Below are 18,682 nucleotides of genomic sequence, written 5' to 3' on the forward strand. Positions count from 1 at the left end.
TGCTCCTAAAAATTTTGTTGCAGTTTACTTGCCAGCGAGTCGCGCAACAACCGGCGCGAACGTTTCTGCCATGTTATTTGTTCCGTCATCGAGGACTGCAATGTAGGAAATACCGTAGGTTTCTCGGCGGCGTTGCAGTTCTTCGCAAATGAAGTCGACACTACCAATGAGGCAGTGCGGATGACTGAGGATATCGTCACCCGACATTCCCAAAGAATCGCCGATGGCGGCTGCGGTAGGTTTTTGTTGATCGGTAATGATAGTGCTGTAGGCACCGATCTCTAGCTCTATGTCTTTAAAACGCGCTCCGGCGCCACTTTTTATCCAGTCGATTTTTTTTGCCGTGGCAGCGGCGAGTCCTGATGCCATTCCATCGGGGCCAAGCATTCCTGCACGGTTATTAAAGTTCAGACTGATAATATCCGCTTCCTGTCCGGCAAAGCTTAGAATTTTTTTGCTGCCACCTCCGATCATTAACGGTGGGTAGGGGGTTTGTGCCGGTGTCGGTGTGCCAGAAAAACCGGACCATTTGATAAAGTCGCCGGCGACATCCAGCGGTTCACCGGACATGAACGCTTTATAGGCGTGCACGAATTCGGCGAAGCGCTCAAAGCGCTGCGGGAATTCATCAAACGGCAGATTAACGGCCTCGTATTCGTTTTTGATCCAGCCTGCGCCGAGACCGAACTCCAGTCGCCCTTCAGACAGGTAGTCCATAGTGGCGGCCTCTTTGGCCAGGATGATTGGGTGACGATAATCGTTGCAAAAAACACGGCAACCTACGCGCAGTGTGCTCGTTTGTTCCAGTGCCATTGCGATCGCAGGCACTGCAGCCAGCATTTGTGGGGGGTGGTAGGTGCTGTCTAGAGCGGGCCCTGCACTGAGGAAATGATCGGCCAGGAAAAAAGTGGAATAGCCGAGGTCTTCTGTTTTTGCGATCAGGTTGCGCCAGTTGGCGGGTGAATCTGTGTTAAAGCTTTGCAGTGAAAACCGAAAGGGCTTGTGCTCGCTCATGTCTCGTACTCCAAAAAGCTCAAGATAGTTTTCTAATGGCTACAGGGATACTGCTCTGCCGACACATGCCGGAATACCTCTCCGCATTTTCTAAGTTGTCGATCAGGCGGTTGGTGTTACTGCCGATTTCTCGAACCCTCTGATCAGCATTCGCAGTGGGATCGGGAGAGCCGCCCCAGCAGTGCGACATCGAGATAACGCCGGGCCTGATATCATCACTGGCCGTCACGACAGCGGGGATGGCACCGTGGCGTGAGTGCACTTCCACAATGTCTCCGTCGGCGACTTGAAGTGCTGCCAGTTCCTGGGGGTGCATGAAAGCGGGGTTGGTGGTGCCCTTGCTCTTCAGCAGGCTCAGTTCTGGCCCGGTAGAGTTGTAGGTGTTTTTCATACGGCGACTGATCAATAGCAGGGGATAGTCTTTCGTGCCCGAAGATTTCATATCGTTATGGGAAGCCTCCAGTTCCTGTTCCAGCCCCGGCGGGAACAGCTGCAAGCGCCCGCGCGTTGTCGGATCGGGCGCGTCAAGAATGACGTCCGGCACATCGAAGATTTTGCCGCCTTCGGTGTTGTAAATCTCTTGTAAGGGTACGCGTGAACCTTGGGTGATATTTGCCAGCAAATCGAATTTTTTGGGTTTTTCTTGCATGTTTATCGGTCCGTTGGCCATGCTCATGTTTAGCCCCATACGCTTGCCCATGGCCCAGAAAAACTCCCACTCTTCTATTTTATCGCCTTCGGCCTCGACGACGGTTTGGGTGTATTGGCTGTAAGGTTTGTCGTGCCATATATCGGTGAGCAGGGTGACATCCTCACGCTCCAGACACATTTTTGGGGCTAACACATAATCAGCCATTTGCGCTGTCGCCGCCATTTTTATATCAATGCAGACTAGCAGCTCCAGACCTGACAGCGCCGCATGCGTCTTCTCCTGGTCAGGCCAGGCTAGCAGGGGGTTTCCACCGACGCAGATCAGTGCCTTGATCTGTCCCTCGCCCTCCAGAAGCATCTCGTCACTGATCACAGCGGTGGGCATTTCCTTGAGTGGACCATAGGGTGAAAGGACCACTGTTTCACAAATATCTTCAGACACACGGCTCTTTACGCCGTCTGTGAGCCACTGTGGCTGTGGCCCTGTGGCTTCGGCACTGCGAGGGCCGATGGGTGTGAGGACGCCGGGATTAGGCAGGCGTTCGCCTTCACGATAGTGCCGTCCGCAGATCGCGTTTAGAGATTGCACGAGGTGTTGCAATAGATTGGGATGAGGCCCCATCTCTGGCCCGGTGCCGGTAACGGCAGTGCCGCGAGGACCGGCAGCAAACATTCTGGCGGCTTCAATGATCTGATTCGCCGGAATGCCGGCCGCAGCAGACACAGCTTCGGGTGTGAAGCGTTGGGTCTGTGCTGTGAGTTGTTCCAGCCCTTCAACATTGTCTAGACAGAACGCTTTGTCGTGCAGTTCCTCTGCAAGGATCACGGCAATAATTGCGGCTAAGATTGCGGCGTCTTGACCCGGACGTACCTGCAGATGCAGGTCGGCGCGACTCGCCACCTCTGTCACGCGTGGGTCGATACAAATGACCTTTATGCCGCGCTTCTTGCCATCGCGCAGGGCGTTATGAGGGCTAAAAGCAGGAATGCCGCCGGGTATGGAAAAGTGTGATACCAAAGTGTTGTTGCCGATGATCATGGCAACATCAGAATCATTCCACATGTGGCTGCCACCGTTCCACCAGCCCATACGAGTCGGTCCGATTGCCACCTTGGCGGGTTGGTCAATGGTGACACTCGTGTAGTAAGAGGGGGAATCAATGGCCGCGTGAAATGCTCTGGCCACGTCGTGGGCCGCTGAATTCTGGTAAGAGTAGGTGCCGTTGTAGCTGGCGATACTGCGTGGGCCGTAGGTGTCCAGTATGGTCTGCAGTTGCGTGGCTATCTCATCCATCGCCAGCTCGGTACCAATGGCGTTAAACGACCCATCGGGCTGCTTTTTTTGTGATTGTTGCAGGCGAGTAGGGTGGTCAATCTGGTCTATCATTTGCCGGCCCTTGATACAGGTGTAGCCGCCATACATTTCATTGCTGGTGTCTGGCACTAGGGCTATCAGCCGGTTATTTTCGACTGTTGCCTCCATCGGACAGTAGGCATGACAGAATCGACAATATGTTTTTACTGTTTTAGTCGCCATCTAATTGCAATCCTATAGTCGTTGCCTACTTAGTGAAACCCCGTGTTTATTCAGTAAAAAAATCTGCGCGGGGCTTTCCCTCCGGATCGTATACGGGCTCTTCTAATGCCACTTTAAATTTTGACACCTCGGTGTCACTCACGCCGTACTTGCCCAGGCTGGCGAGCATGTTCTGGTAGTAGGGGCCTGCCAAATGTGCCGCTAGATCCTCTACCGAAGCCCAGTTTTCGTAGACGTAGACTCGCGTGTCGGAGGTCGGGTCTGCAGACCAAACGTAATGCCGACAACCCTTTTGTGAGCGTGTTTCCTCTACTAGACTTGCCGTTTCTGTGAGGGCCTTCGCGCGTTCTAGTGCTGGAAGATGAATGGTACCGGCAATGAGTATCGTCATGATCAATCCTGAGCAGTAAACGAGGTATTGAGATGGTAAGCTGCGCTGTCGAAACAGTAGCAGAGTGGATACACTAAAACAATCAGGGTTGACTGATTTTTTGGGAACGACTAACGTATAGGGTCTATTAAAAGGATAATTTGCAGCTATGAAAGAACTGATAAACCGGCAGTATTATTTGGCGTCACGCCCCGTGGGTCAGCCCGATGCTAGTAACGTGCCCGCGCGGGACGTTCCAGTAGTCGAGCCAGCGGTTGGCGAGGTGGTGCTGCGAAATCTCTATATATCACTAGACCCAGCCATTCGCGGTTGGATGGGCGATGATCCCAATTATATAGAACCGATCACTTTAGGCGACGCCGTGCGCAGTTCCGTTATCGGCCGCGTGGTCAAAACTAATAGTCCTGATTATGCAGTGGGCGATGTTGCAATGAGTCTGGGTGGATGGGAGCAGTATACGACCGCTCAAGCTGTGACCCTTAATAAGTTGGATGAGGGTCTAGGGATTCCTTTAAGCACCTTTATGGGTGTTTTAGGCCCGACAGGCCTTACTGCCTATTTTGGCTTGTTGGAGGTCGGCCGGCCAAAAGCTGGCGAGACCGTTTTGGTCAGTGCGGCGGCGGGTGCTGTGGGCTCCGTTGTGGGGCAGATAGCTAAGATGAAGGGGTGTCGGGTGGTGGGTATGGCCGGCAGTGATGACAAGTGCCGTTGGATCAAGGAAGATCTAGGCTTCGATGAGGTGATCAATTACAAGACCTGTGGCGATTATGAGGCGGCCATTCGAAAAGCCTGCCCTGAGGGTGTCGATGTCTACTTCGATAATGTCGGCGGCGACATTATGGATGCTGCCTTGAACTGCCTCAATAAATTCGCACGGGTAGCTGTTTGTGGTTGGATCTCAACCTACAACGTCCCCAATGCACCGGGCCCTACCAATTTATGGCAACTGGTCGCCGAGAGCGTCACTATGCAGGGATTCACATTGCTGGATTATCTGGATCGTTTTGAAGAGGGCATTGGACAATTGGTTGAGTGGCTAATGGCTGGAGAGATTACGTCACGCGAAGAGATTGTCGACGGGCTGGATAATGTGTTGCCCACATTTCTTAAATTATTCGATGGCTCCAATACAGGCAAACTGTTGATTCGGATTCCCGAGGAGTAGCGTGTAGGCCAAATCGATAGGTGTGAGCGTGCCCGTCTGTCATTGCAAAAAAGATGTTGATGTCAATTTATTGAGCTAAAACCTTCAGCAAGGGCTCTATAAGCGTTGCCTCGTTGCGATTGGAGGTGATGTTGAATTTCGAGGGAATACCGCCAAGCCTGACAATGATAGTTTCGGTCTTTCGATTAATCATGATCAGCTGCAACCCCATGCCTTCAATCCAAAAAATCTTGGGTGATAGCGGAAGCCCGCTATAAATATGATAGCCGTAGGAATTCCCTTCAGACTTGCCTGTCGCTTGAACAAAAAAACGATTCGGCACCAGTGTGTCAGTAAGCATTTTGTCTATCCAGCGTCGAGAGATAACGTCGTTGCTTTCGTTCAGATATAAATTACCGATACCCAACCAAGATCGTGCGGTGGCGAATAAGCAACAATAGCCAGTGCTGTTGATAATGGCCGCATCTTCTAAGCCTAAAGGAAGCCACAATTTTTCTTCGATCAGGCGGTTCAGTGGTTGGTTGTAAATTCGAGTCAATATAAGAGTTAAAAGGTGGTAGTTAATATTGTCATAACGGAATGCGCGATCCCCGTTAAATGAAATTTCAGCCAGCGGCGTTACAAGGCCTTTACCTTTTAACGTGGCACTAAGGTCCTCTGACGCAGATTGTATGCCCGACGTGTGTCTCAGCAAATCTCGAATAGTTAACCCTTCATTATTCGTGATAACGATCTCTGGAAGATAGTGCGAAACCGAATCGTTTTCTGATTGAATTTTACCTTCATCGATCGCGATGCCAATCATGAGCGCAATAATATTTTTTGCCATAGACATGCCATTAATACTCCTGCCACGATCAGCATCCTGTGCGTAACGTTCATAGACGATTTGACCGTTCTTCTGCACAAGTAGGGCTTCTGTTTGGCTTCTCTCGAACCAAGCATCGAGGGGGTCGCTATCCTCTGAATGTGACACTAATATTGGAACGAAATCAGTCGACGTTACCCCGTTAATGGCGTCAGGCATGGATGCTAGGAATGAATCTTGAGATTTCAATAAATCATTGATATGAGCATTCGCCTCGAGCATCAGGCCGTTGAGAAGGGTTGTTTTGTATGGACTGAGCATCAGAAGCGCAAATATCAGGGTAAAAGATCCTGCTACTATCGCAATTTTTTGCCAGCGTTTGCGGCTCCCGCTCATATCTTTACCTGGGCCGGGCGTTCCGACGTTAATAGTGCTGACAGTGTTGTACATACTGCATCTGTCCCGACATTAAAAACAGCCCGCTGGGCTGCACATATCCAGATCGTGGCAATAGTCAGTATCCGATGATGGATGATGGGCTCAGCCTGATGGGGGGGTGTAAGTGCCACTCATGTCTGAAGGCCCGTTATAAATGAAGCTGTAGTGGCGTAACTGAAACAACCATTGGCCGTCTTGTTTGACATAGGTGTCCAGATAACGGCTCACCATTGTGCTGGCATTGCCTTCATGGTCACGGGTGTATTCATGCAGGTACCAATGACCGCTGGCGCTGTCGCCGTTTATTTCAAACACGCCTGAACTAGGCAGCATCAGGGCAAACTCAAAGCCGCCCATCATCTGTAGCCACAGGGCGAGGATATTGTCGCGCCCGCTCACCGGTGTGCCGAGCAGATTCCAGACCCCATCCTCTGCCCAGGTGGCGATCCAGGCGTCAGCATCCCTGCGATTTACGGCATCGGTATAGCGCCCCATGAGGTTTCTCAGCGCCAGTTCATCTTCAATTGGATTCATCGTTTGTTCCTCTTAGATCGGCAGGAAGATACTGTAGCGTCAGTAAGCGATAAAAGAAACAGACGAGACTGTTTTTAAAGGATTTGAGCTGCTACTATCTATGAAGGACTACCTTACTACCCTAATAACGACTAGCTGATACGACACTCGAGGTGAGCTGATGGATTTGACTGCATATCAATATTTACAGGGCAATTATGCGCCCGTCGATGAAGAACGTGATTTCGGCGAAGACCAGCTGACGGTTGAGGGCGAAGTGCCCGCCAATCTGTCGGGTGCTTTTATGCGTGACGGCGCCAATGTGGCGTTTCAGCCAAACTATTATGTCTATCCGTTGGATGGCGATGGCATGGTGCATGCTGTGTATTTCAAGGATGGTCAGGTTCAGTATAAAAACCGCTGGGTTGAAACAAGCCACCTGAAAACAGAACGACAGTTTAATCGCACGATTTATGGCAGTGTCGGTAAGCTCCTCGAAGTGCCAGAGGAGGTAATAGAAGCCGGGGGCGAGCCGAGCCCCGTAAGGAATACGGCTAATACCAACGTGATTTATCATGGGGATAAACTTTTCGCAATGTGGGAAGGCGGGTTCCCGCATTTGCTCAATAACGATCTGTCTACGGTGGGCTTGTATGATTATGGTGGGGCGCTGAAGCCCGGCGATGCGCTGACGGCGCACCCGAAGGTGTGTCCCGATACCGGTCAGCTTGTGACATGTACCCAGCGTTGGGATAGTCCCAATTACTCCGTCCAGATTTTTGATGCCGGCGGCAAGCACCTCAAAATGATTCCCGTCCAGTTTGAGCGCAAGGGCATCATTCATGATCTGCAGATTACAGACAACTACGTGATTATTTTCTATGCGCCGGCGTTTCATAGCTTAGAAAAAGCCATGAAGGGCGAAGATCCCTTTATGTGGGAGCCCGAACTGGGAACCAAGATCATCGTTATCCCCCGCGACGGTAACGGTAAGCAAATGGTATTTGAAACGGACCCGTTTTTTAGCTGGCACTTTTGTAACGGGTTTGAGAAAGGTGGCAAGCTGATCATTGATTACATCTGGATCCGCTCTATTCCTTTTGCGCAGGCACAGGCAAGCGGAGCAGAAAAACAGCCGCGCAGAATGCATCGCATGACATTAGATCTGAAAACCAAAAAGGTGGTCGATGAGGAGTTCTCAGATATTTTTTGCGAGTTCTCTCGCGTGGACGAGCGCAAGATGGGCAAGGAATACCGCTACGGCTTTGCGGCGTCCTCTAATCGAGAGTGGGGTGATGCGCACGGTTATAATTGTAGCGGACGCTACGATTTTGAGACTGGAGAAGTCGAGCTATACGAGTTTGGCTCCGAAGCAAATGCAAGCGAACCGGTCTATGTGCCTAACCCCGATAGTGAGCGTGAAGAAGACGGCTGGGTGATGTCTTTTGTTCACAACCCGGGCGAGGGTGCATTCCTTTCTATTCTTAGCGCCGACGATTTTGAGCGTGGTCCTGTCGCTAAGATACATATTCCAGGACGTGTGCCTAACGGGTTTCATGCTAACTGGATGCAGGGTCTTACACTGAAGTGATAATAACAAATGATAATACCTTGAAGAGAATTTAACGATGAAGACAGATCAATACGCACAGCAAGTATCGGGAGTGATCAATGTCATTGGATAAAAAACAGTTTCTACAAGCCTATCGCACCATGCGTACGATTCGTGATTTTGAATATCGCGTCAGTGATGAATTCGGTAAAGGTAATATCCCAGGCTTCCTTCACCTGTATGCGGGGCAGGAAGCGATCGCGACCGGCATGTGCATGAATTTATCGGATGAAGATTACATTGTGAGCACTCATCGCGGCCATGGCCACTGCATTGCAAAGGGCGGTGATGTTGGCGACATGATGAAAGAGATTATGGCCAAGCAGGGTGGCAGTTGCGCGGGTAAAGGCGGCTCGATGCACATCGCTGCAGTTGAGAAGGGTATGTTAGGTGCCAATGCGATTGTGGGGGGTGGTCCTCCGCTGATTGTCGGCGCGGCTTTGTCAGCGAAAACACTTGGAACGGGTAGTGTCGGCGTGTCATTTACTGGGGACGGAGGCTCTAATCAAGGCACCACTTTTGAGGCGATGAACCTGGCGGTAGTGTTGCAGGTTCCTGCCATCTTTATGTTTGAGAATAATGGCTATGGGGAAGGCACTGCGGCCGGCTATGCGGTTGGCTCTAAGGATATCGCCAGTCGCGCGGCAGCTTTTGGTATGCCCGCTTTGAAAGTCGACGGCGCAGACATTTTTGAAACCTATAAAACGTGCAAAAAGGCAGTGGATCACTGTCGCAGTGGTAAGGGCCCAATCGCAATCGAGGCGAGCATTACGCGTTTTCGCGGCCATTTCGAAGGCGATGCTCAGCAGTATCGCGGCAAGGGCGAGGTGAAACGTCTAATGAAGGATCTTGACTGTCTGAAAATCGCTAGCGACATCGCCATCAAGAAAAAGTTGGCAACCAAGGCAGAGTTAAAGGCTATCGATAAGGAAGTGGCTGCCTACATTGATGAAGCCGCCACAGCGGCTTTGGCTGCGCCTAGCCCTGATGTGTCAGAGCTATTGACTGATGTCTATAGCTCTGCGTATTGAGACCAGCCCTAAGAACAGCGCGCTAACGCCGACAGAATCTGGAGTGAACAAGTAATGCCAATAAAGACGTATAGACAGGCGATCAATGAGGCCATGGCGCAGGAAATGCGCCAAGACAGTACGGTTATTGTGATTGGTGAAGACGTTGCCGGTGGAGCGGGCTGTGACGGTGAGCGTGATGCCTACGGTGGTGTCATGGGTGTAACGAAAGGCCTTTTTCCCGAGTTTGGTGAGAGCCGAGTGATCGATACGCCGATTACCGAGTCTGCCATCATGGGTGCAGCGGCTGGTGCTGCGCAGACGGGATTACGTCCCATCGCTGAATTAATGTTTATGGATTTTCTCGGTGTGTGTTTCGACCAGATCTATAATCAGGCAGCAAAATTCCGTTATATGTTCGGTGGCAAAGCGCAGTGTCCGATGGTGGTGCGCACCATGGCGGGCGCAGGTTTGCGTGGCGGTGCACAACACTCTCAGAATCTGACACAGATGGTCACCATGGTGCCGGGTTTAAAAGTGGTATGCCCAACGAATGCCTATGATGCTAAAGGTTTGCTGATTACCGCGATTCGTGACAATGATTGCGTTATCTTTGTGGAAGATAAGTTTCTCTATGAAACCAGCTGTGAAGTGCCTGATGAGATGTACACCATTCCCTTTGGTGAAGCGAACTTCCTTAGGGAAGGGACAGACGTCACCATAGTTGGCATCTCCAATACGGTCAATAAAGCGCTTGCGGTCGCTGATCGATTAGCAGCCGAGGGCATCAGCTGCGACGTGATTGACCCACGCACGACGTCTCCGCTCGATGAAGAATCCATTATCGAAAGCGTTGAAGTCACTGGACGGTTGGTGATTGTGGACGAGATGACACCGCGCTGCGGCGTCGCAGCGGACATCTCCAGTATTATTGCCGAAAAAGCCTTTGGTTCGCTGCGAGCGCCAATCATGAAAGTCACTGCCGCGCATTCGCCCATTCCGTTTGCGCCGGCATTGGAAGATGCTTGGATGCCGCAGGAGAGCGATATTGAAGCGGCAGTGCGTGCTGTTCTGGGGTATACGCGATGAGTACACTGCACGCCCTCACCGTGCCTAAGTGGGGAATGTCGATGGAGGAGGGTGAAATAACAGAGTGGCGCGTATCAGTTGGAGACAAGCTCGCGGTCGGTGATGAGCTGGTTGATATCGAAACCTCCAAAATCGTCAATGCAGCAGAATGTCAGGTCGCAGGCACTTTGGTCAGGATCATCGGTGAAGTTGGGCAGACGTTAAAGGTCGGCATGCTGATGGGTGTTGTGGCCACCGGTGACGCTACTGACGCACAGATTGATAGTTTTGTAGTCGGGTTTGTGCCCGATGCATCCGGTTCCTCTTTAGCGCAGTCTTCGGATGCCGGCGCGCCTGCTACACCTGCATCGCAGGCACAGCCAGTTGCTCGTGCTATTCCAGTAGCTACTGCCACGCCGGTAGCTGCTGGCGCTCTGTCACAAGGGCCAGATGATGCTGGTGTGAATGCTTCTGCTGTCGCGCGACGCATTGCCAGAGCGCACAATATCAACCTCAATAATGTACCGGCGACCGGTCGCAACGGCCGCGTTTCAAAGCGTGATGTCGAACAGGCGGGCGGAATAGAGATCGTGGCAGCTCCTAGATCTAGTGGAGCAAAGCCTACATCTGAATCACAGCGATCCACAGAGGATGACTCGCATATTGCCTCTACGCCGGTAGCGAGACGACTGGCGCGATCTCTGAACATCAACTTGAACGATGTGACGGCTACGGGTAAGCGTGGGCGAGTCAGTAAAGAGGATGTTGAGAAGGCCGCGGTGGCGGAGACCGGTGTAGCGTACTATCGAGAGCAGAAACTGAGCGGTATGCGCAAGACGATTGCCGCTCGCTTGACTGAATCCAAACAGACGATCCCACATTATCGTGTGAGTGTGGATGTCGAGATTGACAGCCTGTTGCAACAGCGCGCGTATATGAATGGCACGCTGGGTCACAAAATATCCGTCAATGATTTTGTGATTAAAGCCTGTGCCGGTGCGTTAGAGCAAGTGCCCGAAGTCAATGTGCAATATGCAGAGGATTGTATTCGACAGTTCGATCAGGTCGATATTTCTATGGCTGTCGCAGTGAAAGGCGGATTGATAACACCCGTTATCAGGAATGTCGGTGCCAAGGGGTTGCCGCAAATCGCCGCCGCATCCAGTGATCTGGCGCATCGTGCACAGGCGGGGACATTAGGCGTAGATGAATTTCAGGGGGGTACATTTAGTATTTCGAACCTTGGCATGTTCGGCGTCGACCAGTTTGACGCCATTATTAATCTGCCACAGGCGGCAATTCTGGCGGTGGCGGCGGGCGTTAAAAAACCTGTTGTGCGTGGTGACAGTATTGTCCCGGCTACGGTGATGCGCGTTTCTCTGTCGGCTGATCATCGGGCCATTGACGGTGCGATAGCCGCACAGTTTTTGAAGTCATTAAAGGGTTTTCTTGAAAATCCGGCGTCCATGCTTTTATAGAGTGGCTTTACATGCAGTGGTCTGCCGAGGAAAAAGAGATGAAATTATGAGTAATCAAGTGCCAATCGCAGAGGGTTTGTTCACTTGGCCGTCTGCAAAGCCAGCACTTCTGGCGAGTCGCTGTAGGAAGTGCGGCATTGCTGCGTTTCCCGTGGCGAGTTCGTGTATGGCGTGTTCCGGGCAAGACGTCGAAATAGAGGAATTGCCATCGCGTGGGACGCTATGGACCTGGACCGTACAGCAGTTTATGCCAAAAAATCCTTATAGAAGTGATGAGACGCCAGAGACATTCATTCCTTATGGCGTCGGTTATCTTGAGCTACCGGGTGGCGTTAGGGTGGAGGGTCGTCTTACGGAAAATGATCCGCAGAAGTTGCAGATTGGCATGGAAATGGATGTTGTGTTTGAACCGTATCGGACGGAGGACAACGGTGACGAGGTGATCAACTTCTTTTTCAGGCCGGTGCAATCGTCACAGTAAATTTAAATAGCCATAGAATAAACGAGAGACAGAGTCATGGACGTAGCAATAGTTGGCATAGGCATTCACCCCTTCGGTCGCACGCCTGCGCGCAGCGGGCTGCAGCAGGGCGCTTATGCCGCCCGTCTGGCACTGCAAGATGCTGGCATTGAATGGCGTGATATTCAGTTCGCTTTTGGCGGCAGTGCCAGTGCAGGCAGTGCTGACGCGCTGGTCAACGAGCTGGGGTTGACCGGTATCCCGTTTATCAATGTCGCCAATGGTTGTGCCACCGGTGGCAGTTCATTGATCTCTGCCTATAACGCCATTAAGTCAGGTGAATACGATGTCGGCATGGTGACTGGCTTTGACAAGCACGACCGCGGCGCTTTCAATGCAGACCCAAAGGAGCTTGGCATCGGACAGTGGTATGGCGAGGTCGGCATGATGATGACGACCCAGTTTTTTGCCATGAAAATTCAGAAGTACATGCACGATCATGCGATCAGCCATGATACGTTGGCCAAGGTGTCCGAAAAAGCGTTTATCAATGGCTCTAAAAATCCGAACGCGTGGCGTACTGAGCCCATTAGTGTCGATGAAATTATCAACTCCACTATGGTGAATGACCCTCTTACCAAGTTTATGTTTTGCTCGCCGGCTGAAGGAGGCGTTGCGCTCATCCTTTGTCGGGCAGATCACGCCAAACGGTATACCGACACGCCGGTCTACCTCAAGGGGGCGACGATGAAATCCCGTCGCTTCGGTTCTTTTGAGGTTTTCTCGCCGAGCCAGGCATTGCAGCAGGTTGACGGCCCGACGGTAGACGCGTCAAAAGCGGCCTTCGAGATGGCGGGCGTGGGCCCGAAAGATATGGATGTGATGCAGTTACAGGATACTGAGGTTGGGGCTGAGATCATGCATATGGCTGAGAACGGCTTCTGTGAAGACGGTGAACAAGAAGCGCTCATCCAGCAAGGTGCGACTCACATTGGTGGCAGCATGCCCGTCAATACAGATGGCGGCTGTCTTGCCAATGGTGAGCCAATAGGGGCTTCCGGATTGAGGCAGGTCTACGAAAATGTGCTGCAACTGCGCGGACAGGCCGGTGACCATCAGGTGCCGGATGATCCGAAACTGGCCTATACCCATGTTTACGGCGCGCCCGGTATCAGTGCCATCACGATTTTGCAGCGCTAGCCCATCAGCAAAGAGGTTTGCCCCATGAATGAGAAAGTGAACTTGACGCCGGAACAAATTGCTGCGCGTGATCCTTCAGAGACGTTTCAGGACCTTCTTGATCGGGAAAAAGTGGCCGTTCCTGCGGCTCTGCGTGAGAGCACGGATACGTATCTCGGCTCAGAAGATATTCCTGTAGAGCGTTATATCTCGCAAGAATTTTTCGATCGAGAAGTAGAAAAAGTCTGGCGTAAAACGTGGCAGGTGGCCTGCCGCGAAAGTCGTCTGCGACATTCTGGCGATTACTTTGTATACGACATCGTTAACGATTCTATTGTGTTAACACGTGCAGAGTCCGGAGAACTGAAAGGGTTTTACAATTCTTGTCTGCACAGGGGCCGGGCACTGAAACGTGGTTCTGGACACTCCGAAAACTTGCGCTGCCCTTATCATGGATGGACCTGGACGCTCGACGGTGAATTCGATAGTGCGCCATGCCAGTGGGACTTTCCGCATATAAAAAAGGAAGACAATACATTGCCCGAGGTGCGAGTAGCGACTTGGGGTGGGTGGGTCTTTATCAATATGGATGATGAGGCGCCTGGGCTTGAGGAGTACATGGAAGTCTTGCCGGAGCACATGAATCAGTGGAAACACGAGCAGCGATATGTGTCGATGCACGTTGAGAAAGTGATCGGCGCTAATTGGAAAGTGGTGCTGGAGGCTTTTATCGAGTCTTACCATGCCATCGCCACGCATCCCCAGTTGATGGCATTCCAAGCGATTGACAACTCTCAGTATGATGTTTGGGGTGATCATGTCAGTCGCACGATTACTGCCTACGGAGTACCTAATCCGACGCATGCCGACAAATTTACTGAACAGGATTCCATGGATGCGATGATGAAGCTCGCTGGAATGGAGGACCGTCCCGAGCTATCACCCGGCCAGACCGCGCGGGAAAAACTCGCCGAAATCAGTCTGCCGGGGGTGAACGAGCAGGCCGGTGAAAACTTTGAAGGGCGCGCCACCATGTCTGAGTTAATGGATTCGACCCTGTACTCGCTGTTTCCCAATTTTGCGCCCTGGGCCGGTCATGGCACGGTTATCACCTATCGGCATCGACCTAATGGCGACGACGTGAACAGTTCAATTATGGACATATTTATGCTGACGCGGTATCCCGAGGGCACTGAGGCCCCGGATGATGTGCCAACGTTCAGTCTGGGCATTGATGAGCCCTTCAGCAGCGCGGCAGAGGTGATGGGCGCGGGGTTGTCCAACGTGTTCAATCAAGATGGCGTCAATCTGCCACAGGTACAGAAAGGCCTTAAGGCCTCAAAGAAAGGTGCTATCTCTCTAGGTAATTATCAGGAAGTGCGCATTCGTCAGTTTCACCAGACGCTAGATAAATATCTTAACGCCTGAATGAACTATTAGAGATACTTGCTATGAACGAGCTGTTACAGCCATTTTCTCTTGAGGGTAAAGTTGCCCTTGTCACGGGTGCGTCGAGCGGATTCGGCCAGCACTTCGCGACGGTTCTTTCTCAGGCAGGTGCTAAAGTCGTATTGGCGGCGCGTCGCACAGAGCTTATACAGGCCGAAGCCGATAAGATCATTGCCGGCGGTGGCGAGGCCATGGCGGTCACTATGGACGTGACCAGCAGTGCGAGTATTGCTGCCGCTCTGGATGAGATCGAGTCCGCTTTTGGCGTGGTGACAATAGTGGTCAATAATGCGGGTATTACTATTCCAAAGTTGTTGCTTGATCTGAGCGATGATGACTGGACCAATGTGATTGATACCAACCTGACCGGTGTGGCGTATGTCGCACGCGAGTCGGCTCGCCGTATGATCGCTGCCGGTGTTGGCGGGAGTATCGTTAATATCGCCTCTATCCTCGCGGAGCGTGTGCAAAAAGCCCTGACCAATTACGCGGCATCAAAAGCTGCCGTCGTCCAGTTCACCAAGGCTGCTGCACTTGAATTCGCACAATACAATATTCGTGTGAATGCGCTGTGCCCTGGCTATTTTAACACTGACTTGAACAGCGAGTGGTTCAAAACGAGCGAAGGGCAGGCGCTGATTAAGCGTATTCCACAGCGCCGGACGGGAACTCTAAGCGAATTGAACGGACCTCTGTTGTTGTTGGCCTCCGATGCGGGCTCGCTGATGACCGGCTCAGCGGTCACAGTGGACGGCGGACATGTATTGTCTGAGTTGTAGCACGCTGCACTACTTACCAAACTGAAGAGATGGATGCACTGATGAAAAACCCTTTGACCGCTGAGCGTATAAAGCGAGATGGCGCACTGTGGGGCAATACGACGATTGCTCAAGCGGCGTGGCGTAAAGCACAGGAGCGGCCCGATGAAGTGGCGATCTATCTTGAGGGAGAGGCTTCGATCACCTATGGCTCTATTGCCGACGAAGCTAGACGTCTGGTCACAGGGTTACAGACCCTTGGCATGAAAGCGGGAGACGTCATCAGTTTTCAGCTGCCCAACTGGCGAGAGTCTGTGGTGGTTGATATCGCGGCCTCTGCAATGGGGCTAATCGTTAATCCGGTGATACCGATTTACCGTGACCACGAGCTGCGCTTTATACTCAAAGACGTCGGGGCCAGACTGATCTATATTCCAGAGCGGGTTCGCAGCCTGGAGTTTCCGTCCATGCTGGCGTCGTTGCGTGCTGAATTACCTGATCTTGAATACGTGGTTACCGTCAGAGCCGAAGGACAGCACGATGACATGCTGTGTTATGAGGATCTGGTAGAGAATGTTCAGGTAGATCTCAATACATTGCCGACGGTTGATCCCAATTCAGTCAAGGCCATCCTGTACACATCGGGCACCACCGGAACGCCTAAAGCGGTGATGCATAGCCACAACACGCTGGCCAGAGTGATTCAAAACTCGCTGGATTATTGGCAGATGGATGAGCGCGATGTGATGTTGATGCCATCTCCGGTGACGCATATTACAGGCTATGGCTCGGGCATGGTGCTGCCGTTTGTGACGTCGGTTAAATCTGCTCTTATGCCGCGCTGGGATGCGGATGCCGCTGTGGCATTTATTAATGAGGTTGGCGCTACTGCCAGTGTAGGCGCAACACCTTTTTTGGTGGAGCTGGTGGCAGCTGCAAAGCGGCACAATACCGGCTTGCCGACTATGCGGCTATTTGCCTGCGGCGGTGCCGCAGTGCCGCCACAGGTAATTGATGAGGCCTGTGAGGGTTTGGACAATTGTCGTGCGTTTCGAGTTTATGGTAGTACGGAAACGCCCATAATTACCTTGGGCTTTGTCGGCGATGGGCAGCAAAAACTGGCGTCCGAAACCGATGGAGTGATTTATGCCTATGAGGTAAAAATACTGGATGACCACGGTGTAGCGGTGCCCAACGGTGAGGACGGAGAAATTGCCGCGCGCGGTGCGGGCATGATGCTGGGGTACGCTGATCCCGAGCAGAACGCGCAGGCGCACGACAGCGAGGGGTTCTTTTTGACCGGGGATATTGGTCATATCACGTCTGATAATGCCATTCTGATTACTGACCGAAAGAAAGACATCATTATTCGCGGTGGAGAAAATATCAGCGCCAAAGAAGTGGAAGATGTTTTACACGATCATCCTGATATTCGTGAGGTGGCGATAGTCGCTATGCCCCATGAGCGTCTGGGCGAAGGTGTGTGTGCCTACATTGTCCCTGTGTCCAAGGAGAGTGTATTGGATATCGCGGAGGTAGCTCGGTTTGCGAACGCTGCATTATTGGCGAAGCAGAAAATACCGCAGCATGTCGCAATCGTGTCAGACCTTCCGCGTACTGCGAGCGGAAAAGTACGCAAGGATGTTCTGCGTCGGCAAATCAGGGAAATCATAGCGCAGGGTCAGTAGCGGCGTGCTAGAGCCGCCAGGTACGTGCACAGAAGATCAATCGTCGGACCAGACCACAAGGTTTGAAGGGTCTGATGGCTCACTAAACACTTCATCAACAGGTAATTGGGTATGACAACATTGGCAGGCAAGACCGCGGTGGTTCTGGGTGCATCCGGCACTGCAAATTTTGGATCTGAAATTGCTCGACGATTTGCGGCAGAGGGCGCGAACATTGTGGTGGCGGCGCGACGCAAGGAGCCGCTCGATCAGCTTGCATCTGAGCTGGGGGGCACGTCAGTCGCTTGCGATGTCACCCGAGAAGGTGATATTGAAAATCTGTTTAAGGTGGCTTCAAGTACTTATGGGCAGGTCGATATAGCGGTCTTTTCAGCGGGCATTCATTCAGGTGTCCTGATCGCTGAATTGACTGCAGAGGATATTCGCCCGACCCTCGACGTTAGCCTGGTCGGCGCGCTGCTATTCTTTCGATATGCGGCGGCCGCCATGACCGAAGGAGGCTCTGTGGTGACGATTTCTTCGCTGACCGCGCGTATTCCCGGTCCTGGCTTGGCAGCGTATTCCGCCGCGCGCGCCGGTATCGATTATGCTATCAAGGTTGCCGCAGTAGAGTACGGTGATCAAAATGTGCGCTTTAATTCGATTGCCGCAGGCTTAATCCAGACCGATATGACAGAGGCGTTCTTTTCTATGCAGCCGGTTATTCAGGGTCACATGGATGCCACGCCTTGTGGTCGCATGGGTACGCTTGATGATATGGCTGAGGCCGCATTATTCCTTGCCGATGGTCAGCGCTCAGGCTACATCAATGGTCAAGTGCTTGATTTGGCTGGGGGGCAACAGAATGGCAGCCTGCCGCGCTACTAGTGATTCCATCAGCCGTTTTTAACCGCAGGAGCTAAAACAATGTCAGACGACGCAATGCAAGGTTACGAGGACGTGACGCTCTATGAGCTAAGCGATGAGCGTGAGAAAGAGTTAATCGAGAAGCAGATAGAGTGTAATTTCGTGTGGACGAATAAGGACGGTCACGGTCTGGGTGTGATTATGAATTACGTGCCCCGCAATGGCTCTATCTGGTTGACTGCGACCAGTCAGCGCGCACGGATAAAGGCGCTGCGCCGCGACCCTCGTGCCTCGGTAGTCATTTCGAGTATGGGAACCGATATGGGCCCCGGTAAGACGGTGACGTACAAGGGCCGAGTGGTGATCCATGATGATCAAGCGACTAAGGACTGGTTCTACCCAGCTATGGCAGAAATTATCAGTCCCTATCCTGCCCCCACGGTAGAGGCGGCCATACAACACCTCGACACGCCGCTGCGCGTGGTACTGCAGCTGGTGCCTGAAAAAACCATTAAATTTGATGGAGACAGTATTTCTAAGACATCCTATGATGGGAGTGTTCCTGGCCAGGAAGCCTAAAGTACTTTTTAGGTGGACAGCGCCCACCTTTTTACGTG

General features: G+C 52.1%; 17 protein-coding genes. 12 read left to right on the forward strand and 5 right to left on the reverse strand.

Features of this window, described 5'->3' with window-relative positions:
- Positions 1-24 precede the first annotated feature (24 nt).
- The 3 genes from ABXT62_RS06455 to ABXT62_RS06465 are packed head-to-tail and all read right to left on the reverse strand — an operon-like array spanning position 25 to position 3,593.
- Entirely contained in the window at positions 25-1,014 is a 990-nt protein-coding gene (locus tag ABXT62_RS06455; protein ID WP_415357781.1) for a TIGR03621 family F420-dependent LLM class oxidoreductase, read from the reverse strand.
- A gap of 19 nt (positions 1,015-1,033) precedes the next feature.
- Positions 1,034-3,202, reverse strand: coding sequence for a molybdopterin-containing oxidoreductase family protein (locus ABXT62_RS06460; protein WP_415357782.1), 2,169 nt, complete (start codon positions 3,200-3,202; stop codon positions 1,034-1,036).
- Positions 3,203-3,248: 46 nt separating this feature from the next.
- On the reverse strand, positions 3,249-3,593 hold the full coding sequence (locus tag ABXT62_RS06465) for a putative quinol monooxygenase (protein ID WP_415357783.1): 345 nt from the start codon (positions 3,591-3,593) through the stop codon (positions 3,249-3,251).
- 148 nt (positions 3,594-3,741) lie between these two features.
- On the opposite strand from ABXT62_RS06465, the gene ABXT62_RS06470 reads away from it, so the two are divergent.
- Positions 3,742-4,758 (forward strand): NADP-dependent oxidoreductase, encoded by a 1,017-nt coding sequence (locus ABXT62_RS06470; RefSeq protein ID WP_415357784.1) that lies wholly within the window; start codon positions 3,742-3,744, stop codon positions 4,756-4,758.
- Between the two features lie 67 nt (positions 4,759-4,825).
- On the opposite strand, the gene ABXT62_RS06475 is transcribed toward ABXT62_RS06470, so the two are convergent.
- Complete coding sequence (locus ABXT62_RS06475; protein WP_415357785.1) at positions 4,826-6,016, reverse strand: serine hydrolase domain-containing protein; 1,191 nt, start codon at positions 6,014-6,016, stop codon at positions 4,826-4,828.
- Between the two features lie 90 nt (positions 6,017-6,106).
- Positions 6,107-6,538: a YybH family protein gene (locus ABXT62_RS06480; protein ID WP_415357786.1), complete on the reverse strand. Its 432-nt coding sequence runs from the start codon at positions 6,536-6,538 to the stop codon at positions 6,107-6,109.
- Positions 6,539-6,698: 160 nt separating this feature from the next.
- Between ABXT62_RS06480 and ABXT62_RS06485 the strand changes: the two genes are divergently transcribed.
- The 11 genes from ABXT62_RS06485 (at position 6,699) to ABXT62_RS06535 (ending at position 18,644) form a co-directional block, all read left to right on the forward strand.
- Positions 6,699-8,108, forward strand: a complete 1,410-nt coding sequence (locus ABXT62_RS06485; protein WP_415357787.1) for a carotenoid oxygenase family protein — start codon at positions 6,699-6,701, stop codon at positions 8,106-8,108.
- 80 nt (positions 8,109-8,188) lie between these two features.
- Positions 8,189-9,160: a thiamine pyrophosphate-dependent dehydrogenase E1 component subunit alpha gene (locus tag ABXT62_RS06490; protein WP_415357788.1), complete on the forward strand. Its 972-nt coding sequence runs from the start codon at positions 8,189-8,191 to the stop codon at positions 9,158-9,160.
- A 54-nt stretch (positions 9,161-9,214) separates the two neighbouring features.
- Positions 9,215-10,228: an alpha-ketoacid dehydrogenase subunit beta gene (locus ABXT62_RS06495; protein ID WP_415357789.1), complete on the forward strand. Its 1,014-nt coding sequence runs from the start codon at positions 9,215-9,217 to the stop codon at positions 10,226-10,228.
- Positions 10,225-11,685, forward strand: a complete 1,461-nt coding sequence (locus ABXT62_RS06500) for a 2-oxo acid dehydrogenase subunit E2 (protein WP_415357790.1) — start codon at positions 10,225-10,227, stop codon at positions 11,683-11,685. Before ABXT62_RS06495 ends, ABXT62_RS06500 begins: the two co-directional genes overlap by 4 nt.
- Positions 11,686-11,731: 46 nt before the next feature.
- Positions 11,732-12,166 carry a Zn-ribbon domain-containing OB-fold protein gene (locus ABXT62_RS06505; RefSeq protein WP_415357791.1) on the forward strand — a complete coding sequence of 145 codons (435 nt, stop codon included), beginning with the start codon at positions 11,732-11,734 and terminating at the stop codon, positions 12,164-12,166.
- Between the two features lie 36 nt (positions 12,167-12,202).
- On the forward strand, positions 12,203-13,345 hold the full coding sequence (locus tag ABXT62_RS06510) for a thiolase family protein (protein ID WP_415357792.1): 1,143 nt from the start codon (positions 12,203-12,205) through the stop codon (positions 13,343-13,345).
- 24 nt (positions 13,346-13,369) lie between these two features.
- Positions 13,370-14,752 carry an aromatic ring-hydroxylating oxygenase subunit alpha gene (locus tag ABXT62_RS06515; protein WP_415357793.1) on the forward strand — a complete coding sequence of 461 codons (1,383 nt, stop codon included), beginning with the start codon at positions 13,370-13,372 and terminating at the stop codon, positions 14,750-14,752.
- Positions 14,753-14,775: 23 nt separating this feature from the next.
- Positions 14,776-15,552: an SDR family NAD(P)-dependent oxidoreductase gene (locus tag ABXT62_RS06520; protein ID WP_415357794.1), complete on the forward strand. Its 777-nt coding sequence runs from the start codon at positions 14,776-14,778 to the stop codon at positions 15,550-15,552.
- Positions 15,553-15,593: 41 nt separating this feature from the next.
- Positions 15,594-17,219 carry an AMP-binding protein gene (locus ABXT62_RS06525; protein ID WP_415357795.1) on the forward strand — a complete coding sequence of 542 codons (1,626 nt, stop codon included), beginning with the start codon at positions 15,594-15,596 and terminating at the stop codon, positions 17,217-17,219.
- A gap of 111 nt (positions 17,220-17,330) precedes the next feature.
- The gene (locus ABXT62_RS06530) at positions 17,331-18,086 is read left to right on the forward strand and encodes an SDR family NAD(P)-dependent oxidoreductase (protein WP_415357796.1); all 756 of its coding nucleotides are present in this window, start codon (positions 17,331-17,333) and stop codon (positions 18,084-18,086) included.
- A 39-nt stretch (positions 18,087-18,125) separates the two neighbouring features.
- Positions 18,126-18,644 (forward strand): pyridoxamine 5'-phosphate oxidase family protein, encoded by a 519-nt coding sequence (locus ABXT62_RS06535; RefSeq protein WP_415357797.1) that lies wholly within the window; start codon positions 18,126-18,128, stop codon positions 18,642-18,644.
- Positions 18,645-18,682: the final 38 nt, after the last annotated feature.

The sequence above is a fragment of the Halioglobus sp. Uisw_031 genome (genome assembly GCF_047729875.1).
In the GTDB taxonomy this organism is placed as follows: Bacteria; Pseudomonadota; Gammaproteobacteria; order Pseudomonadales; family Halieaceae; genus Marimicrobium.